The 23,633-nt window shown below is 38.8% G+C and carries 26 protein-coding genes and 1 pseudogene; 25 read left to right on the top strand and 2 right to left on the bottom strand.

The annotated features are described in order from the left end of the window. Positions 1–15: 15 nt before the first annotated feature. The 25 genes and pseudogenes from AC1M9K_RS02005 (at position 16) to AC1M9K_RS01885 (ending at position 19,460) form a co-directional block, all read left to right on the top strand. Positions 16–798 carry a ParA family protein gene (locus tag AC1M9K_RS02005; RefSeq protein ID WP_092766214.1) on the top strand — a complete coding sequence of 261 codons (783 nt, stop codon included), beginning with the start codon at positions 16–18 and terminating at the stop codon, positions 796–798. After that, entirely contained in the window at positions 795–1,685 is an 891-nt protein-coding gene (locus AC1M9K_RS02000; protein ID WP_481588356.1) for a ParB/RepB/Spo0J family partition protein, read from the top strand. The genes AC1M9K_RS02005 and AC1M9K_RS02000 overlap by 4 nt, the downstream gene beginning before the upstream one ends. A gap of 233 nt (positions 1,686–1,918) precedes the next feature. Then, entirely contained in the window at positions 1,919–3,643 is a 1,725-nt protein-coding gene (gene msbA, locus AC1M9K_RS01995) for a lipid A export permease/ATP-binding protein MsbA (RefSeq protein ID WP_180027676.1), read from the top strand. Between the two features lie 3 nt (positions 3,644–3,646). Then, positions 3,647–4,657, top strand: a complete 1,011-nt coding sequence (gene lpxK / locus AC1M9K_RS01990) for a tetraacyldisaccharide 4'-kinase (RefSeq protein ID WP_481588355.1) — start codon at positions 3,647–3,649, stop codon at positions 4,655–4,657. A gap of 9 nt (positions 4,658–4,666) precedes the next feature. Further along, positions 4,667–5,428: a 3-deoxy-manno-octulosonate cytidylyltransferase gene (kdsB, locus tag AC1M9K_RS01985; protein WP_481588354.1), complete on the top strand. Its 762-nt coding sequence runs from the start codon at positions 4,667–4,669 to the stop codon at positions 5,426–5,428. A 13-nt stretch (positions 5,429–5,441) separates the two neighbouring features. Further along, positions 5,442–6,419, top strand: coding sequence for a DNA polymerase III subunit delta' (locus AC1M9K_RS01980; protein WP_481588353.1), 978 nt, complete (start codon positions 5,442–5,444; stop codon positions 6,417–6,419). 25 nt (positions 6,420–6,444) lie between these two features. After that, positions 6,445–6,786: a PilZ domain-containing protein gene (locus AC1M9K_RS01975; protein WP_481588352.1), complete on the top strand. Its 342-nt coding sequence runs from the start codon at positions 6,445–6,447 to the stop codon at positions 6,784–6,786. A 31-nt stretch (positions 6,787–6,817) separates the two neighbouring features. Further along, positions 6,818–7,591: a TatD family hydrolase gene (locus tag AC1M9K_RS01970; protein WP_180027681.1), complete on the top strand. Its 774-nt coding sequence runs from the start codon at positions 6,818–6,820 to the stop codon at positions 7,589–7,591. Between the two features lie 45 nt (positions 7,592–7,636). Beyond that, the gene (locus tag AC1M9K_RS01965; protein ID WP_035264575.1) at positions 7,637–8,251 is read left to right on the top strand and encodes a TetR/AcrR family transcriptional regulator; all 615 of its coding nucleotides are present in this window, start codon (positions 7,637–7,639) and stop codon (positions 8,249–8,251) included. Position 8,252: 1 nt separating this feature from the next. Beyond that, on the top strand, positions 8,253–8,813 hold the full coding sequence (locus AC1M9K_RS01960; RefSeq protein WP_179998217.1) for a pilus assembly FimT family protein: 561 nt from the start codon (positions 8,253–8,255) through the stop codon (positions 8,811–8,813). Next, a complete protein-coding gene (gspI, locus tag AC1M9K_RS01955; RefSeq protein WP_481588351.1) occupies positions 8,800–9,192 on the top strand; it encodes a type II secretion system minor pseudopilin GspI in 393 nt (130 codons plus the stop codon). Before AC1M9K_RS01960 ends, gspI begins: the two co-directional genes overlap by 14 nt. Beyond that, positions 9,189–9,836 carry a type II secretion system minor pseudopilin GspJ gene (gspJ, locus tag AC1M9K_RS01950; RefSeq protein WP_481588350.1) on the top strand — a complete coding sequence of 216 codons (648 nt, stop codon included), beginning with the start codon at positions 9,189–9,191 and terminating at the stop codon, positions 9,834–9,836. The genes gspI and gspJ overlap by 4 nt, the downstream gene beginning before the upstream one ends. Positions 9,837–9,851: 15 nt before the next feature. After that, complete coding sequence (gene gspK / locus AC1M9K_RS01945) at positions 9,852–10,808, top strand: type II secretion system minor pseudopilin GspK (RefSeq protein ID WP_481588349.1); 957 nt, start codon at positions 9,852–9,854, stop codon at positions 10,806–10,808. Between the two features lie 162 nt (positions 10,809–10,970). Further along, positions 10,971–11,567, top strand: a complete 597-nt coding sequence (locus tag AC1M9K_RS01940) for a 6-pyruvoyl trahydropterin synthase family protein (RefSeq protein WP_481588348.1) — start codon at positions 10,971–10,973, stop codon at positions 11,565–11,567. A 28-nt stretch (positions 11,568–11,595) separates the two neighbouring features. Next, entirely contained in the window at positions 11,596–12,309 is a 714-nt protein-coding gene (gene ung, locus AC1M9K_RS01935) for a uracil-DNA glycosylase (RefSeq protein ID WP_481588347.1), read from the top strand. Next, complete coding sequence (locus AC1M9K_RS01930; protein ID WP_179998211.1) at positions 12,306–13,427, top strand: enoyl-CoA hydratase/isomerase family protein; 1,122 nt, start codon at positions 12,306–12,308, stop codon at positions 13,425–13,427. Before ung ends, AC1M9K_RS01930 begins: the two co-directional genes overlap by 4 nt. A 2-nt stretch (positions 13,428–13,429) precedes the next feature. After that, entirely contained in the window at positions 13,430–13,954 is a 525-nt protein-coding gene (tadA, locus tag AC1M9K_RS01925) for a tRNA adenosine(34) deaminase TadA (protein ID WP_481588346.1), read from the top strand. A gap of 75 nt (positions 13,955–14,029) precedes the next feature. Further along, a complete protein-coding gene (locus tag AC1M9K_RS01920) occupies positions 14,030–14,461 on the top strand; it encodes an SRPBCC family protein (protein WP_481588345.1) in 432 nt (143 codons plus the stop codon). A gap of 18 nt (positions 14,462–14,479) precedes the next feature. After that, positions 14,480–15,160 (top strand): (d)CMP kinase, encoded by a 681-nt coding sequence (gene cmk / locus AC1M9K_RS01915; RefSeq protein WP_035264559.1) that lies wholly within the window; start codon positions 14,480–14,482, stop codon positions 15,158–15,160. Positions 15,161–15,276: 116 nt separating this feature from the next. Then, positions 15,277–16,953: a 30S ribosomal protein S1 gene (rpsA, locus tag AC1M9K_RS01910; RefSeq protein WP_035264556.1), complete on the top strand. Its 1,677-nt coding sequence runs from the start codon at positions 15,277–15,279 to the stop codon at positions 16,951–16,953. A gap of 162 nt (positions 16,954–17,115) precedes the next feature. Further along, entirely contained in the window at positions 17,116–17,421 is a 306-nt protein-coding gene (locus tag AC1M9K_RS01905) for an integration host factor subunit beta (RefSeq protein WP_035264555.1), read from the top strand. Positions 17,422–17,441: 20 nt separating this feature from the next. After that, positions 17,442–17,807: a lipopolysaccharide assembly protein LapA domain-containing protein gene (locus AC1M9K_RS01900; RefSeq protein WP_035264552.1), complete on the top strand. Its 366-nt coding sequence runs from the start codon at positions 17,442–17,444 to the stop codon at positions 17,805–17,807. 139 nt (positions 17,808–17,946) lie between these two features. Then, complete coding sequence (pyrF, locus tag AC1M9K_RS01895) at positions 17,947–18,645, top strand: orotidine-5'-phosphate decarboxylase (RefSeq protein ID WP_171076736.1); 699 nt, start codon at positions 17,947–17,949, stop codon at positions 18,643–18,645. 231 nt (positions 18,646–18,876) lie between these two features. Beyond that, a pseudogene (locus tag AC1M9K_RS01890) lies at positions 18,877–18,945 on the top strand (recombinase family protein); the annotation flags it as partial. 44 nt (positions 18,946–18,989) lie between these two features. After that, on the top strand, positions 18,990–19,460 hold the full coding sequence (locus tag AC1M9K_RS01885) for a hypothetical protein (RefSeq protein ID WP_481588344.1): 471 nt from the start codon (positions 18,990–18,992) through the stop codon (positions 19,458–19,460). Positions 19,461–19,764: 304 nt separating this feature from the next. Here AC1M9K_RS01885 and dapC read toward each other — a convergent pair whose 3' ends face one another. Both dapC and glnD read right to left on the bottom strand, forming a co-directional pair. Beyond that, positions 19,765–20,934, bottom strand: coding sequence for a succinyldiaminopimelate transaminase (dapC, locus tag AC1M9K_RS01880; RefSeq protein ID WP_481588343.1), 1,170 nt, complete (start codon positions 20,932–20,934; stop codon positions 19,765–19,767). A 31-nt stretch (positions 20,935–20,965) separates the two neighbouring features. Next, positions 20,966–23,632: a [protein-PII] uridylyltransferase gene (gene glnD / locus AC1M9K_RS01875; protein ID WP_481588342.1), complete on the bottom strand. Its 2,667-nt coding sequence runs from the start codon at positions 23,630–23,632 to the stop codon at positions 20,966–20,968. Position 23,633: the final 1 nt, after the last annotated feature.

Genomic DNA, 23,633 nt, shown 5'->3' with positions numbered 1-23,633 from the left:
GGGATTGGGGTTACCATGGCTCAAATTATTGCTATTGCGAACCAAAAAGGTGGCGTAGGTAAAACCACGACTGCTGTAAATTTGGCTGCATCATTAGCAGTGCTTAAAAAGCGAGTATTGTTGATTGATATGGACTCTCAAGGCAATGCCACTATGGGTTCAGGTATTCAAAAGAATGATCTCTTATACTCAGTAACTGATGTTTTACTGGGTGAAGTGCCAATTGAAACTGCCATCACTAAAGCTGAAGTTGGATATCGCGTAATTGGCTCCAATCGTGATTTAGCAGGTGTTGAATTAGCCATTGCTGAGCAAGACGGTCGTGAATTTATTCTGCGTGATGCGATCCAACAAATTGAAGATAAGTTTGATTACATCATTGTGGATTGTGCACCAAGCTTAAGTTTGATCACGGTAAATGCATTGGCTGCTGTTAAAAGCGTGATCATTCCAATGCAGTGTGAATATTATGCATTGGAAGGCTTGGCAGATTTAACACAAACGATTGATCGTATTCAACAAGCGTTAAACCCTGATTTAGAAATCATTGGTGTATTGCGTACCATGTACGATGCTCGAAATGCGCTGACACGTGATGTGTCGGATGAGTTGGAGCAGTATTTTGGTAAAAAATTATACGAAACGGTTATTCCTCGAAATGTGCGTTTAGCGGAAGCGCCAGCACATGGGTTACCGATTATTTATTTTGAAAAAAGTTCTAAGGGTGCAGTGGCTTATTTGAATCTTGCTGCTGAAATGTTAAAAAAAACCAAAGTGAAAAAAGGAAGTAAAGCATGACCGTGAAGAAAAGAGGCTTAGCAAAGGGTCGTGGCTTAGATGCGTTATTGGGCTCTATTCAAAAAGAAAAATTACAATTAGAAGCACAGTCATTAGATCATGGTCAGCTCAAACAAGTAGATGTCAAACTTCTTAAACGTGGTAATTATCAGCCGCGACGTTTTATTCATGAAGAAGACCTTCAGGAATTAGCATCTTCTATTAAAAAGCATGGCATCATGCAGCCGATTGTCATTCGTCCAATTGAGGATAATGTGCATCAATATGAAATTATTGCAGGGGAGCGCCGTTGGCGAGCAGCTCAAATCGCTGGACTAAATGAAGTTCCTGCAATTGTTCGTGATTTGTCAGATCAAGTTGCAATTGCGTTGGCATTAATTGAAAACATTCAACGCCAAGATTTAAATCCAATTGATCAAGCTATGGCATTGCAGCGTTTTCATGAAGAGTTTGGATTAAGTCACCAAGAAATTGCTGAAACGGTGGGCAAGGCACGTACTACAGTAAGTAATTTATTGCGCTTATTAAGCTTAGCGGATCCGATTAAAGACCATATCCAACAAGGTCAATTAGATATGGGGCATGCGCGTGCAATATTGACTTTGCGTGCAAAAGACCAAATTGAAATTGCAAAAATTGTCATTGAAAAAAACCTTTCTGTTCGTCAAACAGAACAGTTAGTGCGTGATTTTAATGCACCAAAACAGGATAAGCCAAAACCATCAATTTCAGCTGATTTAGAGCAACTGACTCAGCGTCTTTCTGAACGTTTCAGTGCAGATGTTAAAATTGATCACAATAAGCAAGGTAAAGGTAAGCTTGTGATTCATTACCATTCACTTGATGAGTTAGATGGTATTCTAAATATCTGTTTAGATGAAAAATAATTAATTTAAAAGCAGTAAATGTGATTTATTTAGATGAGTTTGAGATTTAAGTCATTTAGGTCTCAATACTCCAATTGAGCTAAGGTTTACTTTGATCATTCCATACAATCAGGCCATTGATTTTAGAGTGGGGCAGACTTTAGCATTCGATGTTCGAATTATGTATGATTAAATTGCATACGTGCTGAATCTGTTTAGGTGTTTAAGAATACCGTACCAATTAGAGGTAGTGAGTGAAGCAAGATTTTAAAGTTTATATGCGTTTGTTGAGTTACTTAAAACAGTACTGGACGATTGCATTGATTGTTGTATTTGGTTTTGTGCTGAATGCCGCGACTGAAGTTTCTGTTGCGAAATTATTAGAGCATATTATCAATGCCATTCAAGAACAGGATCGAAGTTTCACGAACTTATTCCCGTTTTTGGTTGTTGTTTTGATGTTTGTACGAGGAGTGGGGCTATTTCTAGGTGGATACTACACTTCGGTGATTTCTCGAAATCTAATTTTTAATATTCGCCAAGAAGTTTTTGCTAAATTAATGCGATTACCGTCGCAATATTATTTAGATAACACTAGTGGTCATATTACTGCCAAAATTATGTACAACGTTGAACAGCTGACTGCTGCCTCAACGGAGTCATTAAGAACCTTATTACAACAAGGTTTGATCACCATTGCGCTGTTAGGATATTTGTTCTATTCCAACTGGCGCTTGACTTTATGTATTTTGATTTTTGCGCCTTTAATCGGTTTTTTGATTAGAAAAGCTGCTAAACGTATGCGTAAGCTGTCTACTCAAGTGCAAGATACGATGGGTGATGTAAACCATGTAGTGCAAGAAACCGTGAATGGTAATTTGGTTGTTAAAGGCTTTGGTGGACAGGCATACGAGCAAACTCGTTTTAAAGAAACCTCACTCGAAAACTTGCGTCGTGGTTTAAAAATGGTTGCAGTACAACAATTAAATAGTCCTGTTGTACAACTTATTATGGCGATCGCTTTAAGTATTGTGATTTGGATTGCTTTAAGACCTGAGATATTACAGGATACTTCAGCGGGTCAGTTTGTTGCGTATATTACTGCAGCCGGTATGTTGAGTAAGCCGATTAAAGCTTTAACCGATATCAATGAAAAATTACAGCGAGGAATGGCTGCAGCACATTCAGTATTTGAATTATTGGATATGCCTGAAGAAAAAAATGAAGGGCAGTTAAAACCACAACTCAAAGGCAATATTGAATTTAATCAGGCAAATTTAACATATAGCGATGGTTTCCATGCCATCCATGATTTCAATTTAAATGTTAAAGCTGGGCAGACTGTAGCGTTGGTGGGGCGTTCGGGGGCTGGTAAGTCTTCTTTAGTCAACTTATTGGTTCGTTTTCAAGAATTAAGTTCAGGGTCAATCAAATTCGATGGCCATGATATTCAAGATATCGAAGTTACAGCGTTACGCTCACAAGTGGCTATGGTCAATCAGCAAGTCGTGCTGTTTAACCGAACTGTTCGTGAGAATATTGCTTATGGTCAGTTACAAGATGCTTCGGAAGAGCAGATTATTGCTGCTGCGAAAGCTGCTTATGCCCATGACTTTATTATGGCACTGCCTCAAGGCTATGACACACCATTAGGTGCTCAAGGTTTAAATTTATCTGGCGGACAAAGACAGCGTATTGCAATTGCTCGAGCAATCTTAAAAAATGCTCCGATTTTAATTCTTGATGAAGCGACCAGCGCATTAGACAATGAGTCTGAATACTTCATTCAACGTGCTTTTGATGCAGCTATGCAGGATCGGACAACGATTGTCATTGCACATCGATTATCAACGATTGAGAATGCAGATCTTATTGTGGTAATGGATAAAGGTCGAATATTAGAGCAGGGAACACATCAGGAATTACTCGATTTGCGTGGTGCATATTTCCAACTGCATCAACGTAATTTTGAGGAATAAGTTATGTCTATTGCGCAGGTCATTCAAAACGCTTGGAATAAGCAATCCAAGTGGTTGATTGTATTGCGACCCCTGTCATTGCTTTATCGATTAGGATTTTTCCTGAACAAAGCCTTGTATCAACGTGGTATAAAACCTATTTATACTGCACCAGTTCCTGTCATGGTCATTGGCAATATAACGGTAGGTGGCAGTGGTAAAACACCGTTATTAATTCAATTGGTTAAATATCTTCAACAAAAAAATATTCGAGTTGGAGTAATTAGTCGAGGCTATGGTGGTAAAGGTCCTTTTCCTGCAAGCGTGAATCTCGATTCTGAGCCAAATGAAGTGGGTGATGAGCCCTGTTTAATTGTGCAATCTACTGGCGTGCCGATGGTCGTAGGTGGGCAACGACAGAAAAGTATAGAGTTACTTCTCTCTCAGCATCAACTTGATTTGATCATAAGTGATGATGGTTTGCAACATTGGGCACTTGATCGTCAATTAGAATGGATTGTGCTGGATAACAATCGTGGTTTGGGCAATCAGAAACTGTTGCCAGAAGGCTTTTTGCGTGAGCCAGTAGCACGGTTATGCAGTGGTACAGTAATTGAGCATGCTGAACAACCAAGTTCAGATCTGTATATGCAATTACAAGTCGCAGCGCCGTACTTGTTAAATCCAGTCGAAGATCAAGTTGAATATTTTGCCACTGATTTGAATTATTATGCGGTCGTAGGTATTGGGTTCCCGCAACGGTTTTATAAAACCCTTGAAAGTATGGGCTTAAAGCATTTTCAGTGTCATGAATTTCCTGATCATTATGATTATCAGATTGATGATTTACAATTTGAAGATTCAAATCCAATCATCACCACTGAAAAAGATGCTGTGAAACTCCTCCCTTTGTTAAAACAACATCCAGAATTTAGTCGTGAAATTTGGGTGGTTCCTGTTGAAGCAGCTTTATCATCAGCTTGTTATGATTTGCTGGATCAACAGCTTGCAAAACTTGGTATCGTAAACACATAAGGAATATCCATGAAACATATTGTAATACCTGCTCGCTTTGCAAGTTCGCGTTTACCTGGAAAACCACTCCTTAAAATACACGGGCGTGAAATGATTTTACGTGTGGTAGATCAGGCGCGAAAAGTGACTGGGTTTGATGATTTATGTGTTGCTACTGACGATCAAAGAATTGTTGATCTTTGTAAGGCAGAACAAATTGATGTTGTGTTGACCAGTGCAGAACACCCTTCTGGAACCGACCGATTGAGTGAAGTTGCACGAATCAAAGGTTGGGCGAGTGAAGATATTATTGTAAATGTGCAAGGTGATGAACCATTATTGCCTGCATCTTTAGTCCAACAGGTTGCTTCTTTGTTAGAGCAAAAGCCTGAATGTTCAATGTCCACTTTGTGTGAAGTGATCCAAGAATTAGAAGAGTTTAAACGCGATAGTATTGTCAAAGTCGTCATGAGTAAGTTCAATGAAGCGCTTTATTTCAGTCGTGCAACCATTCCATATGATCGTGATGGATCAAAGCAACAACCTCAGATACTACATCGAAAAGCCTACCGACATCTTGGTTTATATGCCTATCGAGTGAAGTTGCTACAAGAGTACGTGACATGGGATCAGGGAGATCTCGAGGTTTTAGAAAGCCTTGAGCAACTGCGTGTTTTAGAAAATGGTCATCGAATCGCAATTGATGTGGCAGAGATGAGCTTACCACCAGGTGTGGATACGCAACAAGATTTAGACCGTCTTAATGCAATGCCTATTTCTCATTTCCAATAGTATAGATTAGTCAATGACTCAGACTCAGCATGTTTATCCTTGGCAACTTAATGTATGGAGCACACTGACTCAGCGGTTTCCTCAAGTTGGTCATGGATTACTTTTTTATGGCAAAAAAGGCTGTGGTAAAGAAGCTTTTACCCAGCAATTTGTTACTTGGCTGCTATGTTTAGATAAGCAGCCAAATCAAGCTTGTGGTCAGTGTACGAGTTGTTTGTGGCTAAAATCAGATACTCATCCAAATTATGTTTACGTCACGACGGATGAGGACAACAAGAAACAAAACGCTAAAATTAAAATTGAAAAAATTCGTGAATTACAGCCATTCGTGCAACAAACCGTCGATGGTTGGCGGGTTATTGTGATTGAACCGGCGGAAGCGCTCAATACCGCATCGTCAAATGCTTTATTGAAAACACTTGAAGAACCAGGTGAGCGTGTTGTGATTATTCTTTTGGCGGATCATTATTTAAAATTACCAGCCACTATACGAAGTCGCCTACAACATTACGCCTTAGATCGGTTGTCTGATGATCAAGCCAATGCGTATTTGAATGAGCACTTGAATGCGGAGCAGCAGACTTTGGGCACACTGTTGCTTAACCTGTCGAATGGTATGCCTTTAGCTGCTATTGAGTTGGCCTCAAGTGAATGGTTAACTCTGCGAAGTGAGTTTATAAATGATTGGTATCATTTAGTCAGTCAAAAAAATATGCCAATGCAGTACGCTTCTAAATGGAATAAGCAACTCAACTTTTCCGAGTTGATTGTTATGTTTGAGTACTTATTAGCTGATCTTGTTGCCTATAAAATGGAACAAAATGTAAAAAATAGCGATTTAGACTTTAGTTTGTTGGCTGAGCAATATCAATTAGAGCAATTATTTGATATTTATAATGATGTGCATCAAGCAAAACAAATGGTTGAGCAGAATGTTCAATCAAATTTAATTGTTGATCAGCTTTTTATAAAATTAATGAATGTTCAATAATCATGTTTGAATACAGGGGATAGAGATGCAGCCACGTCCGGGCGGTTTATTACAAGTCAATATTAATGATCGCGAAACTCTGCAATCCAGTTATATGCCTTTTGTTGATGGTGGTGGATTATTTATTCCAACCAAACATCCAGTCAAAATGGGTGAAGAAATTTTTATCTTGGCAACACTTCCTAATCAAACCCAAAAAATACCAATTACGGGTAAGGTGATTTGGATTTCCTATAAGCAATCGGGCATTAAACCACAAGGTTTTGGATTGCAGTTAACTGGAGATAAAGGAGCCTATTACAAAATGGAAGCAGAAAAAATACTCGCTGGAAGTATGTCAACAGCACGCGCAAGCTTTACAATGTAGGCTCTGACTTAAAAAATTAAAAGGTGTCCTTGTGTTTGTAGATACACACTGTCATTTAAACATGCTCAATCTTGAACCTTACGAGGGAAATATCGATTTAGCAATTCAGCAAGCGATTGATGCTGGTGTCACAAAAATGATGGGGATATCGGTTGATTTAGATGATCATATTATTCTGTCAGAAATTGCAGCTCGACACGAAGGAGTAGGCTACAGTGTTGGGGTGCATCCATGTGAAGATCCAGCAGTCATGCAGCGTGCTACTGTTGAAATTTTGGTTGAATTGGCGAGTAAAGATAAGGTCTGGGCAATTGGTGAAACGGGTCTAGATTATTATCACAGTACTGAATTTGTTAAAGAACAAAAAGAATGTTTTGCACGACATATTCAAGCTTCACAGATGGTGAAAAAGCCAGTGGTTGTACACACACGCTCATCTAAAAACGATACGATAGATATTATAAGAGCTGAAAAGTCGACACACGGAATTTTGCATTGTTTTACTGAGGATTGGGATACGGCAAAAGCGGTTCTAGATTGTGGTTATTACATTTCATTTTCAGGAATAGTATCGTTTAAAAATGCTCAGGATTTACGTGATGTGGCCAAGCAAGTTCCATTAGATCGACTATTAATTGAGACTGATAGCCCTTATTTAGCACCAATGCCATATAGAGGAAAGTCTAATGAACCAAAGTATGTCCCATATGTAGCCAAAGCATTAAGTGATGTATATGATAAGTCAGTCGAGGAGATTGCCTTTATTACAACGCAAAATTTCGAGAATCTTCTACGAATGCAGTAAAAATTTAATACGGAAAATAGAAAGAAGAGAGTTTATAGAGTGAAGATGGATCGTCAGGCTCAGTTTAGAGCGAGAGAAGCATTAATATTTCAGGTCGCAGAACAACTTCTTTTGGAAAACGGCGAAGCGGGCATGACATTGGATGCATTGGCCGCTGAGTTAGATTTAGCAAAAGGAACACTCTATAAGCACTTCCAAAGTAAAGATGAATTGTACATGTTGCTTATTATTCGTAATGAGCGCATGTTATTAGAAATGGTTCGAGATACTGAAAAAGGCTTTCCTGAACATTTAGCTTTTTTTATGTTGCACCATTTGCATCATCCAGAACGTACTGTACTCTTTCATCAAATTGAAGAGCGATTGTCTACAACCGGTCAAGGTATTAATCATTTATTTAATGAAATGTATCAGATCCGCAAAAGTAGACTCAGAATTATCATTCGTATGACAGAAAATCATCTAGCATCCATTCAAAGTAAGATGAGTTCTCGGGATTATCTAGCATCCATTTGGTCGATTACTCATGGTGGTGCTGCGATATTAAATTCGAGTTTCTATCAACGCTATTTAGGCTGTCGAGATACGTTAAGGGTTGCTTTAATTGATCAAGCGTTGATGATGCCTAAACAGATTAATTTGACAGAATCAGTGGCCTAATATGCAATCTCTAGATCACCGTCAAGGCGGATTTACTTTAATCGAATTGATGGTGGTCATTGTGATCATCAGCATCATGGCGGCATTGGTGGTGATGAATATTGGTGGGATTGATCAACGTAAGGCAATGCAAGCTAGAGAAGCTTTAATATTAGATTTAAAACGTATTCAACGAGAGGCTGTTGATCAATCGTTAGTGGTTGCATTGGTGCCACAATGGAATGGTGATCAGTTTCGCTATACATTTCAAAAATATAATGATTTAACTCGTCCTGAGCAGACGCTTGTATCGAACAATAATCGTCAACCTTCCACTTGGGTTGAAATGCCAGAGTTTTCTGCGAGAGAGCTACCTGCTAAGGTTTCATTTCAGATCGAAAGTAGCGACTATAGTTTTGAAAATGCAACTAATGCAGACTTGATGAATAATAATGCACCGAAATTAATTTGGTTGGGCAATGGCGAGGTTAAACCTGTCACAATTCAAATGTATTATGAACAAAAAGCAATTGGTGATCTTATTCAAATAGATTACTTAGGTAAAATCGATGCGGGCGCTTAAAGGATTTACCTTGATTGAGGTTGTGGTGGCTTTGGCTATTTTCGCTGTAGCAGCAATGTCATTGACGAAGGTGGCTATGCAGTACACACAGGCGACTGCGAATGCAATTTTACGAACAAAAGCACAATTCGTCGCACAAAATGAAGTCGCTGCAATGCAAATTAGTGGTGAATGGTTAGAGGGAACTCAATCGAAGCAAATTACCTCTCAAGGGTTAAGTTGGCAAATTGATAAAAAATCAGAAGCGACTATTAGCCCAGATGTTCAGAAAATAGAAGTGCAAGTGAGTCTATATAACAATGATTTAGGTAAAGTTGAATCAGGTGTCACCACCATGGTGTTTTATAACTATCCTATCAGAGAGCAATCCAACTCATGATCAAGAGTAAACAACAAGGTTTTACCTTGGTAGAGCTTTTGGTTGCCATAGCCATCTTTGCAGTATTGTCTGCTTTAGGATGGAAAATTTTTGATTATTTAAATAAAGTCAAAGATCGCAATGCGGTGCATGAGCAGCAGCTTCTCAGTTTGCAAGATAGTTATTTACAAATGCAAAGAGATGCTTTGCAAATTGTACCGCTGACTGCAAATATCGCAGGACAAATCCAACCTGCATTTTTACTGGATGATCAGTCTTTACAATTTAGTAAGGCAGGGGTCACAGATCCGCTGAAACAGGGTTTGTCTCCATTTGAGAGAATAGAATATCGTTATAATGCACAAGATCGAAAAGTTTATCGTTTAAAGTATCCCAATCTGAATGTTCTTCAAACAACCCAACCTTTATCCAGTACGATCCTAGAGAATGTGGATGAGTTTCAAATCACAATTTTGAACCCGAATGAATTGAATTTGTGGCCGGATGCATCAACAATAAGTTCTAATGGTAATGATGCTCAAGATGGTGTTGCTCGACTATTGCCTAAAGGTATGCGAATTAGATTTAAGCAACAAGATGTTGAATACGAGTGGATTTTCAGTTTGCTTAATACTGACTATTTAAAACCGACATCTAGTCAATAATCATTAGGAAAATGCATGAAGCAGCAAAAAGGAATCGCCTTGATTACGATTTTAATGTTAGTCGCTTTGGCAACTATCATTGCTGCGACGATTGCCCATAGTCAATACAATACCAGTGAAAATACGGCCTATGTGATTCGTCAAAACCAAGCACTGTATTATGCAAAAAGTGCTGAAGCTTTTTTCTCAGAATTATTGGTTCAAGATGCTAAGTCCAATTCAAAATCAGATAATCTTCAAGAAACTTGGGCTCAACCGATGCCACCATTTCCAATTGATGGTGGTTATGTCGCAGGGCGAATTGTTGATGAAACGGGTAAGTTTAATTTAAACAGTTTGGTCAAAGATGATGGCGTGCCGAATGATAATGCGGTGAATTACTTTAAGGGATTATTAACAAAGCTTGGTTTGCCAGAAGAATTGAATGAAGCGGTAATTGATTGGCAAGATCAAGATGATTTGACGATTGGTGCGATGGGGGCAGAGAGTAATTATTATTTAAGTTTAACGCGTCCCTATTTGCCAGCGAATGGTCCTTTTCATAGCGTTGAAGAGTTGAAGCAAGTGCGAGGATTTGAAGGTGATAAGTTTTTATTGATAAAACCTTATGTTACAGCGATTCCTTTAAAAGAAATTAAAATTAATATTAATACAGCACCAGCGATGATTATTGCTGCTATAGACCCAAGTTTGGATGTGCAAAATGTGCAGCGTGATTTGGATCAGAAAAAAGCCAATGGTGAGTTTTTTGAGTCCGTAGATCAGCTCTGGGAACTCAACACTCTAAGTCAGTTAAGTGAAGAAGCAAAAAGCACAGCAAAAAATAATTTTGATGTTAAATCTGCATTCTATCGAGCAGATATTGAAATCATGCTATCTGATCGAAAGCGATATTTTTCGAGTTATCTGATGCGTGATGAAGATAAGGTTTATGTCTTCTCAAGAAGTTTGGCACCTCTTCAAACCAATTGATTAAATTGCTAAACTATTAATTTAAACAAATTGAATGATGGCTTTTTATTTTTTTTGTTTTTAATACGTTTTGCCAATTGCTTAAAACGTTAAAATTAATGATGAGTTGTGTGAATATGCACTATAATCATTTTAACCCATGATTTTTTATTGCTCTGACATATGTTAATTCGAAAATTATTTAAGTTTGAAAACGCGCATATTGTGCGAAATTGCACATCAGACCGCTGTAAGCGTTCAATTCATGGTCATAGCTATAAAGTCGAATTATTATTGAGAGCCTCAAAGCTAGACCATGGTCAAATGGTCTATGATTTTGGTTTGCTGAAAGGTGTGATCAAAGAACTTTATGATAGTTTTGATCATGCGATTTGTTTTTGGCAAGAAGATTCAGCTGAATATATTCAAGCATGTAAAACTTTTAGTGCGCGTTGGGTTTCATTACCCGTTTCACCTTCTGCTGAACAATTTTCTCGAATTTTCTTTTATTTGGCAGAACAAGTACTGAAATCAACTGTCACGCAAAATGGTGAAGGTGATGTTGAAGTCTATTCAGTGATCGTGCATGAAACTGACACAGGCTATGCGCAAAGTTTTGCTGAAGATATCGTAAATGAACAGATGGGCTTATTGGCGCTTGATCAAATCGTATTCTCAGAACAAATTCAAAATGAATGGTCTGATCCTAAAATGTACGAACAATTGAAACAAGGCTTAACTTTTAAGAACCCAAGTGTAGATTTACAAGTAAAACTTTAAAGCTGTGATTGATTTAGGGATGAACACAATGCAACTCACCGAACAAGAATTAAGTCAACTGAATCAAGTTCGGTTAGAGGATGGTTGGAAGTATGCTTTAGCAGAGTTTTTGCTCAGCGATAAAATGGATCAGCTGAAAGCTTTTCTCAAATCTGAATTACAGGCGAATAAGGTGATATACCCACCTAATTCTCTTATTTTTAATGCCTTCAACACCACACCCTTAGATCGTGTAAAGGTCGTGATTCTCGGTCAAGATCCTTATCACGGTCCAAATCAAGCACATGGATTGAGTTTTTCAGTGCAAAAGGGTGTTGCATTACCGCCGTCTTTGCGTAATATCTATCACGAACTCAGCACTGACCTTGGAATAGCGCCTGCCAAGTATGGTGATTTAACCCAATGGGCTGAAGAGGGTGTCTTGTTGCTGAACAGTGTATTGACTGTTGAAGCGGGCCAGCCGACTTCACACCAAAAGAAAGGTTGGGAAGATTTCACCGATGCTGCGATAGATGTTCTAAATGAGCAACGTGAAAAGATCGTTTTCATTCTTTGGGGTGCGTACGCGCATAAGAAAGGTCAACGAATTGACCAAAATAAGCATTTGGTCTTAAAAGCAGCACATCCATCACCATTGGCAGCAAACCGAGGTGGTTTTTTTGGGTGTAAAGTTTTTTCAAAAACAAATAATTATCTTAAACAAAATGGCATTGAGCCAATTAAATGGCAGCTGGAAGCATGACAATATCTCCTGAGACGAATCAATATCATCCTGACTTAATTGTTGAAGAAGCACAGAATGGATGGAGAGTGGTTCGATTAAATCGTCCAAAATCTTTACATGCACTTGATGAATCTATTGTGACGGCTTTATTGGCTGTTTTTGAAAAGTTTCATCATGATGATGCGGTTAAAGCGATCTGGTTTGATTCAACAACCCCTAAAGCTTTTTGTGCCGGTGGGGATGTACGCAAACTCCGTCAGTTGGTCATCAATAATGAGGTTGATGCGGCAAATAAATTTTTTGAACAAGAATACGCGCTAGATCTTTTGTTGCATGACTACGCTAAGCCGATTGTCGTTTGGGGAGAAGGTTATGTGATGGGTGGTGGGCTTGGTTTATTTATGGCTGCACCATTCAGACTCGTTACACCTTATTCGCGTCTTGCAATGCCAGAAGTAAATATTGGTTTATATCCAGATGTTGGTGCTAGTCGTTTCTTGGCAGATCGTGGCCCAATTGGTCTATTTACAGGTTTAACTGGATCGATCATGACTGCGGCAGGAGCTTATGGTATTGGCTGGGCGACTCATATTTGTGATGCTCAGCGCGATGTTGTTTTACAAAAGTTGATCAATATCGATTGGGATCATTATCCTGCTGGTGATTTTAGGGCATTAGATGACACTTTAAATAGTTTGCATCGACCAGTTTCTCCAGGGCCACTGCAAATCTCGTTAGACGTGATTCACAGTGTCTGTCGTGGTGCAAACTTTGAAAATGACTACGAAGCAATTATCGGTTTAAGTGATGCACGAAGTGATTGGCTAAGACAAGCGAGTGAAAATCTGGCAAAAGGATCACCAAGTACAGCTGCGATTACCTGGTTGTTATGGCAATGGGGGCGTCAAGTTCATCCTTGGCAAGAAGTATTTGAACTTGAAACTCAAATTTCTGATTGGAAAATTAGACATCCTGATTTTGTTGAAGGCGTACGTGCACGTTTAGTGGATAAAGATTTATCTCCTGAATGGACACCTGCAGAATCTATGTCCTTAAAAGGAATTTTAGGTGCGCACCCACCAGTTACAAATATCGAGAGCTGGAATAACTTGTTAAAACAGTACGGTATTATTTAATTTTGACTGAAATTCAATTTGATGCCGAAGATCTAAAATGGATGCAGCGTGCCTATGAGCAGGCTGCATTTGCAGCTCAACTGGGAGAAATCCCTGTTGGAGCTGTCATTGTGAGTCAAGGAAAAGTAATTGGTGAAGGATATAATCAACCCATCCTGAGTCATGACCCGACTGCTCATGCTGAAGTGGTCGCACTTCGCCAAGCATGTAATCAAATTCAGAACTATCGTCTACCAGAAGATGCAACCCTTTATGTAACCCTTGAGCCATGCACGATGTGTGTGGGGGCTTTAATTCATGCTCGAGTTCACCGTGTTGTATTTGGTACTTTAGAGCCGAAAGCGGGTTCTCTAGTCAGTGCGCGACAGCTATTGAATAATCAAGGTTATTACAACCATATATTTGAATTTGAAGGGGGCTGCATGCAATCAGCGTGTGCTCATCAACTTTCAGAATTTTTTAAATTCAGACGTGAACAAAAAAAACAACAGCGTGTACGACAAAAAATAGAAAATAATCAGGAATGATTGCTATTGTTGATTGTGGAAAAATTGACATAATGTATTGTCAGTATGAAGCGGACTCAATGAAAAGGAATAAAAATGAATTCAATCCAAGTTAAACAAGAATTTAACCAGCCTATAGATCGTGTATTTGAAGTTTTGTCAAAACATGCGACTTATAATGATGTATTTGCACCGATTCAGGTTGTACGCATTAAAGATGCAGCTGATCCGAGTCGTCCTGATGGGATTGGATCAATACGAAAAATGGGATTAGGCCCAATAAAGCCAATTCAAGAACAAATTACTGTACTAGAGCCAAATAAGCGTATTGAATACAAAATTATCAAGAATCCATTAATCAAACATCATCTTGGAATTATTGAATTTAAAGAGCTTTCAACAGCTAAAACTTTAGTCACATACACGATCGAATTACAGGCAAGAGCACCGTTTGTGAGCAAATTAATTCTTGCACAACTCAAACTTGCTATTACACTTGGTTTTAAGAAATTAGCAAAACGCCTTTAAGGCGAAGTTGGTAAAGTAATGACAATTCAAATTATCACGATCGATGGACCAAGCGGTTCAGGCAAAGGAACTTTGGCAGCAAAATTGGCACAGCATTACCAGTTTCACTTACTAGATTCTGGCGCTTTGTATCGTTTGTTGGGATTGTCATTACATCAGCTGAATTTAATTGATTCAATTCACAATCCAGATGTGTTGGTTAAATGCGTAGAAATAGCGACTCATCTCGATATTCAATTTGTTAGTGATCATTTAAAAACAAAAATTTTACTTAACGGGCATGATGTAACGGATGAAATTCGCACTGAAAAAGTCGGTGAGTTTGCATCCAAGGTTGCAGTTGTACCTGAATTAAGACAGGCATTATTCGAAAGACAACGTGCATTTGCTCAAGCACCAGGTCTTGTTGCCGATGGCCGTGATATGGCGACTTCAATCTTCCCAGAAGCCCAAGCAAAAATATATTTGACGGCTTCTGCTGAGTCGCGTGCTGAGCGACGTGTAAAGCAGTTGCAGGCCATGGGGCAAAATGTTAAAATAAGCGACATTTTATCTAATATCCAAGCACGTGATAAGCGTGATATGGAAAGAACCGTTGCGCCGCTTAAGCCGGCTGAAGGGGCTTACATTATCGATAGTTCAGATCTGGACATTGACGCTGTATTTAACCTGATGACCGCATATATTGATGCGCAATAAGATAAATTAATGAATATTAGTGGAAGCATAGCTTGATCAGTTCTATATGGACTATGTCGATACTTAACTAAACCGGCCTTGTCTGATCCAAGACCGCTGACTTTTCTAGGTATATCATGACCGAATCTTTTGCAGCCCTCTTTGAAGCAAGCGAATTAAACCTCAACGTTGAAAAGGGTGCAGTCATCCAAGGTATCGTTGTTAGCATCGATTCTGACTGGGTAACTGTAGATACTGGCCTTAAATCTGAAGGCGTAGTAGCTCGCTCTGAATTCTTAAACGAACAACGTGAACTTGAAGTTAACGTTGGTGACACAGTTGACGTAGTTGTTGAAGCGCTTGACAACGGTATGGGTCAAACAGTTTTATCACGTGAAAAAGCTAAACGTGCTGAAACTTGGACTAAACTTGAAAAAATCTTTGAAGACGGCGAGATCGTTACTGGTGTTATCTCTGGTAAGGTTAAAGGCGGTTTCACTGTTGACATCGGTCCAGTACGTGCGTTCTTACCAGGTTCTTTGGTAGACACTCGTCCTATCCGTGACACGACTCACCTTGAAGGTAAAGAGTTAGAATTCAAAGTTATCAAACTTGACGCTAAACGTAACAACGTTGTTGTATCACGTCGTGCAGTTATGGAAGCTGAATCTTCAGCTGACCGTGAAGCTCTTCTTTCTCAACTTGAAGAAGGTCAAACAGTTACTGGTACAATCAAAAACCTTACTGACTACGGTGCTTTCGTTGACCTTGGCGGTATTGATGGTCTTCTTCACATCACTGACATGGCTTGGAAACGTATCAAGCATCCATCAGAAGTTGTTGAAGTTGGTCAAGAAGTTACTGTTAAAGTACTTAAATTTGACAAAGAGCGTAACCGTGTATCATTAGGTCTTAAACAACTTGGTGAAGATCCATGGTTAGCGATCATGAACCGTTACCCTAAAGGTTCTATCGTTAAAGCGCGTGTAACTAACTTAACTGATTACGGTTGCTTCGCTGAAATCGCTGAAGGCGTTGAAGGCTTAGTACACGTTTCAGAAATGGACCACACAAACAAAAACATCCACCCATCTAAAGTTGTTCAGATTGGTGATGAAGTTGATGTTATGGTTCTTGAAGTTGATGAAGAGCGTCGTCGTATTTCTCTTGGTATCAAACAAACTCGTGCTAACCCATGGGAAGAGTTTGCTAAGGCTCACGACAAAGGTGAAAAAGTTTCAGGTACAATCAAGTCTATCACTGACTTCGGTATCTTCATCGGTTTACCAGGCGGTATCGATGGTCTAGTTCACTTATCTGACATTTCTTGGAATGAACAAGGCGAAGAAGCGATTCGTCGTTACAAGAAAGGTGACACTGTTGAAGCGGTTATCCTTTCTGTAGACGCTGAAGGCAACCGTATCAGCCTTGGTATCAAGCAAATGAACAGCGATCCGTTCAACGATTTCTTAGCTGCTAATGAACGTGGTGCTCTTGTTAAAGGTACTGTAGTTGCAGTTGATGCTCGTGGCGCAACAATTAAGTTGGCTGACGAAGTTGAAGCTTCTCTTAAAGCTTCAGAAATCAACCGTGACCGCGTTGAAGATGCAACTAAATTCTTAGAAGTTGGTCAAGAAGTTGAAGCTAAGATCATCAATGTTGATCGCAAATCACGCGCAATCAACTTGTCTATCAAAGCGAAAGACGAAGCTGAAGAGAAAGAAGCTGTTGCTAACTTGAAAACTGCTTCTGCAGGTCAAGACAACGGTCCTAAGACAATTGGTGATTTGATCAAAGCTCAAATGAACCACTAAGTCTTTCGTGTTCAATGTATTGTTAATGTAATTTAACTAATACTTTTTACACAAATACTGTAAACGGTAGCGTAGTATTGACTTACTGCGCTACCGTTTTGTATTTAAACAGGTTATTATCTCGCTATGCACAGAGTAGCTTGATAATTAAAGAGGTCGCAGATGACTACTGAAGCACTTAATAAGTCTGACTTAATAGAACGTATTTCTATCAAAAATCCTCATTTGGCTGAGCCATTGGTCGAAGAAGCTGTTAAAATTATGATCGATCAAATGATTGAGTCATTATCAGCTGATAACCGTATTGAAATTCGTGGGTTTGGAAGTTTTGCTTTACATCATCGCGAACCGCGAGTTGGACGTAATCCTAAAACAGGTAAGTCAGTTGAAGTGGCTGCTAAAGCTGTACCTCATTTCAAACCAGGTAAAGCACTAAGAGATGCTGTAAACGAATCAGCAGGAAAATAATAAATTACTCAGGGGTGGTTATGCGTTACGTATTAGTTGCACTGTTAGTTGTAATCTTCGGATATGCATTGGCATTGGTTCTGCAAAATGGTACAGAACTGACTGTTGATCTTCTATTTACTCAAGTACCGGCAATGAGATTAGGTTTATTGCTTTTGTTGACTTTGGCACTTGGGATCATCGTTGGATTATTACTCGGAGTTCAAGTTTTCCGTGTATTCCAAAATAGTTGGGAAATTAAGCGTCTTCGCAAAGATATTGAATATCTACGTAAAGAACAAATCCAAAATGCTCAGTTAGCTGCTGCTGAAGCTGCTGCAAATGTACGTCATGAAAAGACAGTACTAGATGTGCATTCAGATCCGCGTAACTCAAATCCGCTGTAATTTATAAATATTTAAAAAACCTCTAAAATTTATTTTAGAGGTTTTTTTTATTGAAAATAAACTGTTGAGTTTTAAACTGAGTTTTTAAAAGTTAATTTTGCAGCTTAAGTTGAACATCTTTATAATGACGCAACTTTAGATGGACGGAAGAACAACCTTGAGTATCATTGTTGCTTTAGATGCAAAAAGCCAATACGACGCATTGAAAATGGCTGAAAATTTGGATCCTAAACTTTGTCGTGTAAAAGTCGGTAAAGAACTTTTTACACATGAAGGTCCGACTGTTGTAAAAGCATTGCATGATCAGGGTTTTGAAGTATTTTTAGATTTAAAATTTCATGATATTCCAAATACGACAGCACAAGCCGTTTGCGCTGCTGCAGATCAAGGGGTATGGATGGTTAATGTTCACGCATCTGGTGGACGAAAAATGATGGAAACTTGTGTAGAAAGATTAAAAGCAGGTAACTATCAAACACAGTTGATTGCAGTAACCGTATTAACTTCAATGGGGCGAGAAGATCTACGTGATCTAGGTTTGGATATTGAGCCTTTTGAACATGTAAAACGTCTAGCGACTTTAACTCAAGAAAGTGGCTTGGATGGTGTTGTATGTTCTGCGCAAGAAGCAAAAATGTTACGTGAAACTTTAGGTCAGAACTTTGCTCTCGTCACTCCAGGAATTCGTCCGGAAGGTTCTGCAGCGGATGATCAAAAACGTATTGTTACACCTAAGCAAGCAATGTTAGATGGTTCTACACACTTGGTGATTGGCCGTCCGATTACTAAATCAGAAAATCCAAATCAAACTTTAAGAGACATTCTGGCTACTTTGTAATTTTTAAATTACAGTCTTTAAGTGTTTTAAAACGCCATGAAAATTCATGGCGTTTTTTTTAATTTTATGATGTATCAATAGTTAAAGTTATATTATCTCTAAAGGGAACTACTGACCATTATTGTTAGACTCAAGAAAGTTTTAAACAAGGTTTAGTAAGAAGCAGATACAATCCAAATAGAAAAAGTTGCTACTAAAAATATGGTAAAATCAGAGAGTTAAAAAGTTTTAACAAAAGAAGAAATTGCTAAAACTGCTGGTTGTCACGTTGTTACTGTTCATAGAGTATTAAAAGGATAAGGTATGGATAATTGTGTTACAGATGGCTGGGTAACATTTAAAGGATGGACACCATATATAGTCGCTTTAAGTATTTTTTAGTTTGGCATCTACAGAAAGGGCTTGAGGTTACAGCCAGTGAATGTAAAGCATATTGGGAAAGGCTTGACGATCTAGAAAGAATTTATAAAAACTTAGAAAAGAATGCAGACTTTAAAAGCGATAATTGTAAAGAATTTTATGGGAAACGAAAAAAATGGCAAGAGGTAAATTTATCTAGAACTAACTTGGTAAGAAAACTTACAAATAATGATAGTAAAGTTGTGGAAAGCACAGAGAAATTAATTGAAAAGTTTAAATCAGATAATTTTGTACATAACAAACTTCAACGATTTGGTGGTGATGAATCTAGACACGAAAGTGTTGGTTATAATCATGTGTTAAGTACTATTGCAGAAATTAAAGATAGCTTATTTCCATACATAAAATATAGATTTTTTATAACAACCTTTAGGCGCATCGTATCTCATATGTAAGAGTAACGGGGTGAATCTTGGACTCGGATTTACAAATTTATAATCTGATAAATAATTGAAGCCACAGCGATAAAGCAGAATAAGATTGTCATAGCTCTAACTCCTCAAACAATAATAATAGCTTTACAACCAACCCTAGACGCTATCGTGAACAACCATTCTTTTAAATTCTATCCTCCTCTGGGATAGTGTTAGAGAGAGGTTTGTTAGAAAATATCAATTTCCGCTCAAACTATGCCTAGAATCATCAATAAAAAAAATAAGCCCTCTAAAAAGAGGGCTTAAAATTAAAGATCATGCACGATTAGAGAATTGATTTTAAGCGTTTAACAACTTCTTTACATTGGTCTAAATCTGCTACGAGAGCAAGACGAACATGGTTTTTACCTGGGTTGCCTTGTTCAGTATCACGAGATAAATAACGACCCGGTAAAACTTTGATATGTGCTTTTTCCATCAGCATTTTGGCAAAAGTTTCATCATTATCGACCTTTAACCAATAATAGAAACCCGCATCAGGCTTTTTCAGTGGTAGCAAATGACCTAATTCTTGTTGGAATAAATCAAATTTAGCACGGTATTGTTTACGGTTTTCTTCAACATGTGCTTCATCATTCCATGCAGCAATCGATGCCAATTGATGCTGTACTGGCATTGCAGCACCGTGGTAAGTGCGGAATTTTAAATAAGGTTTTAATAGACTAGCATCACCTGCAACAAAGCCAGATCGCATACCTGGTAAATTAGAACGTTTAGACAGAGAGTGAAATACGATACAGTTTTTATAGTCATCACGACCTAATTCTGCACAAACGTCTAATAAGCCAACTGGTGCTTCATCAAACCATAGTTCTGAATAACATTCATCAGATGCGATGACAAAATTGTATTGATCAGAGAGCGCAATTAATTTTTTGAACTGTTCTTTTGAAAGCACAGCACCTGTCGGATTTCCGGGGGTGCAGACAAAGAGCAAAACTGTCTTCTCCCATACTTCCGCAGGGACAGCATCGAAGTCGCCAAGGTAACCATTTTCTTCAGTACAGTTGATGAAATAGGGTTGAGCGCCAGCGAGTAAAGCTGCACCTTCGTAAATTTGATAAAAGGGATTCGGCATAACTACATAAGGCGCTTCATCACGATTGATCAGCGCTTGTACGAATGAGAAAATTCCTTCACGTGTGCCAGTCACAGGTAAAATATGATCTTCTGCGCTAATAGCATTTAATTTGAAACGGCGTGTGAGCCATTGCGAAATACTTTCACGTAATTCTGGTAAGCCTTTACTGTTTGGGTATGTCGAAAGATGATTGAAGTTATCGACAATAGCTTGTTTTACGAATTCAGGTGCAGGATGTTTTGGCTCACCAATTGACAATGGAATTAACGGAAGATTTGCAGGTTTTACATCCTGAAAAAGTTTATTCAACTTTTCAAATGGATAAGGATGTAATAGGTTTAAACTAGAGTTCATGAAACAGTTACCGTCGGGTTAAATCTAAATTTTAATGATGATTACAGACCTGATTTGAAGCCTCATCTAATGCTGCTTTTAATTGTTCAGCAAAAGCCTGAGCTTCAGTTAAATTCATAGGTTCGCCATTCTTTTTGGTTACAAAGAAAATATCTTCTGCGCGCTCACCCAAGGTGGCGATTTTCGCGGAATGGATATCGAGACCTTGCATCATAAATAAGCCACCGATACGGGCAAGTAATCCAGGCTGATCGAGGGTAGAGATCTCGACCATATTTTGCTGTAGCGCCTCGTTCAAAGTAATATCAATTGTGTTTTCGATATCAAAATGACGAAGTTGGCGTGGAATACGGCGTTGCATTAAACCTGGATAATTTTGTGAATCTGTTAATGCGTGCACCAATGATTCTTTTACCGTATTTTCACGTTCTGGATCTGTCACTAATGTGCCAAAACGATCAAGCACCACGTAGGTGTCTAAGCTAAAGGATTTAGTTGCTGTAATAATGCGTGCATCTTGTACATCTAGATTCATACGATCTAGAACTGCAACAGTGGTTGCAAAAAGATTAGGTTGATCTTGAGTGTAAATAAAAATCTGCACAGCATCTTGCGCTGATTTACGGTGCGCGCGCATCATCACCAATGGTGCTGAATTATCACCATGATCTAGGATTGCACGTGTATGCCATGCGACTTCATCTGCAGTTTCTTTGAGGAAGTATTCGTCACCAAGTTCTTGCCAAACTTTTTCAACGGCTTCTAAAGCATAATCATTGACAAGTAATTCACTTGCAGCAAATTTGGTATCTTCGATCAGCATTTGGTAATCGACAGGACGACCCAAACCACTACGAATAACGTCACGAGCATTGGTATATAACTGACGCATGAGCGATGCGCGCCATGTGTTCCAAAGCTTAGGATTGGTTGCGTTAATGTCAGCCACTGTAAGCGTATACAGATAGTCTAAGTGTTCCATATCACCGAGCTTCTCGGCAAAATCTTTTACAACATCTGGATCAGAAATATCTTTTTTCTGCGCAGTCATCGACATCAATAGATGATTTTGGATCAACCACGCAACAAGATTACACTCACGCTCAGTAAAACCGTGCTTGCTACAGAACTCAATGGCATCAACCGCGCCCAATTCACTATGGTCTCCACCACGGCCTTTGGCGATATCATGGAACAAAGCAGCGAGGAATACGATGTCTCGGCGCACCAGACGCTGGAATACCGAACTTACGACAGGAAAATCTTTAGCAAATTCGGGTGCTTTAAAACGATTTAAATTACGTAAGAGTAGGAGCGTATGTGCATCTACAGTATAGATATGGAATAAATCGTATTGCATAAGGCCCATGATTTGCCCAAATGCAGGAATATAGTTGCCGAGTACACTATAACGTTTCATCGCAAGCAATGTTTCATATAAGTTATTTGGTGACCGGATGATCGCCATAAACAAGGCTTGATTAACTGGATTGTCTCTATACGCTTGATCAATGCGTTTTGCAGCTAAAGTAAGCAATCGAAGTGTACGAGCTCGAATACCATCAATATCAGGGCGATTTGCTAGGATATAGAAAATCTCAAGGATGGCTGTAGGCTTCTCTGCAAAAATTTTATGGTGTTGAACTGCGAGTTTACCATCCACCAATTTGAAGTTTTCATTCACTTCTTCAATTTTACGCTCATAGTTGGGTAAGCGAGGCGTGATGACAGACTCATTAAAATAGGCGAGTAGCATTTCATTCAGGGTTGAAACCTGCTGAGCTGCTCGATAGTAGCGTTTCATGAACTGTTCAATTGGATAATTGATATGTTCACCTTCGACTTTGTGGTAACCAAATTTTGCTGCGATATCGCGTTGGTAATCAAACAATAGTCGGTTTTCATCACGCTTAGTTAAGCGGTGTAAATGATGACGAATTTCCCAGAGAAAATTCTCAGCATCTTCGAGAACCCCAAGTTCAAACTCAGAAATGAAACCTAAATGTACAAGATCGTATATACGATTTACTCGGAAATGCCGTTTTGCAATCCAACCAATTTGGTTAATGTCTCGAATGCCGCCCGGTGCATTTTTGATATCAGGTTCTAAATTACTTTCAGTGTTGTTGTGCTGAGCGTAGCGTTTGGCTTGTTCTTCCATCTTGGCATCAAAGAAGGTTTTATCCGTCCAAGTTTGTGAAACAACACGACGAGGCCATTTCGCTAAGTGTTCATTGCCAATAATTAAACGAGACTCAATGAGAGATGTAGCTACCGTTAAGTCATTCATGGCCTGTTCAAAGCACTGTTGAATGGTTCTTACACTTACGCCAGGTTTAAAATTTCCAACATCCCATAGAGAGGAAATAAAAATGGTAATGGCATTTTCTTGTTCTTGTGTAAGATCATCTTCTGAAAGGATCAGAATGTCGACATCAGAGTAGGGCATCATTTCACGACGACCATAACCTCCTACAGCGAACAAACCTAGATCGGTTTGATCTAACTCAGCATGTTGCCAAAGGAATTTAAGCGCCTCATCAATCAGATTTGATCGAGTGAGAATAATCTCACGTATCGCCTTACCATTTTCAAACTCATGTTGTAATTGATTTTCAACATCTGAGCGCCATTGATTAATTGCCTTGATGTCGTGATTACTCGAAACATAGTTTGCTAATGGAGACGTATTGATCATG

Source organism: Acinetobacter sp. 24-47-67 (genome assembly GCF_056779735.1).
The sequence above is the reverse complement of the archived record's forward strand: the minus strand, read 5'-3'. Positions and strand labels throughout refer to the sequence as shown.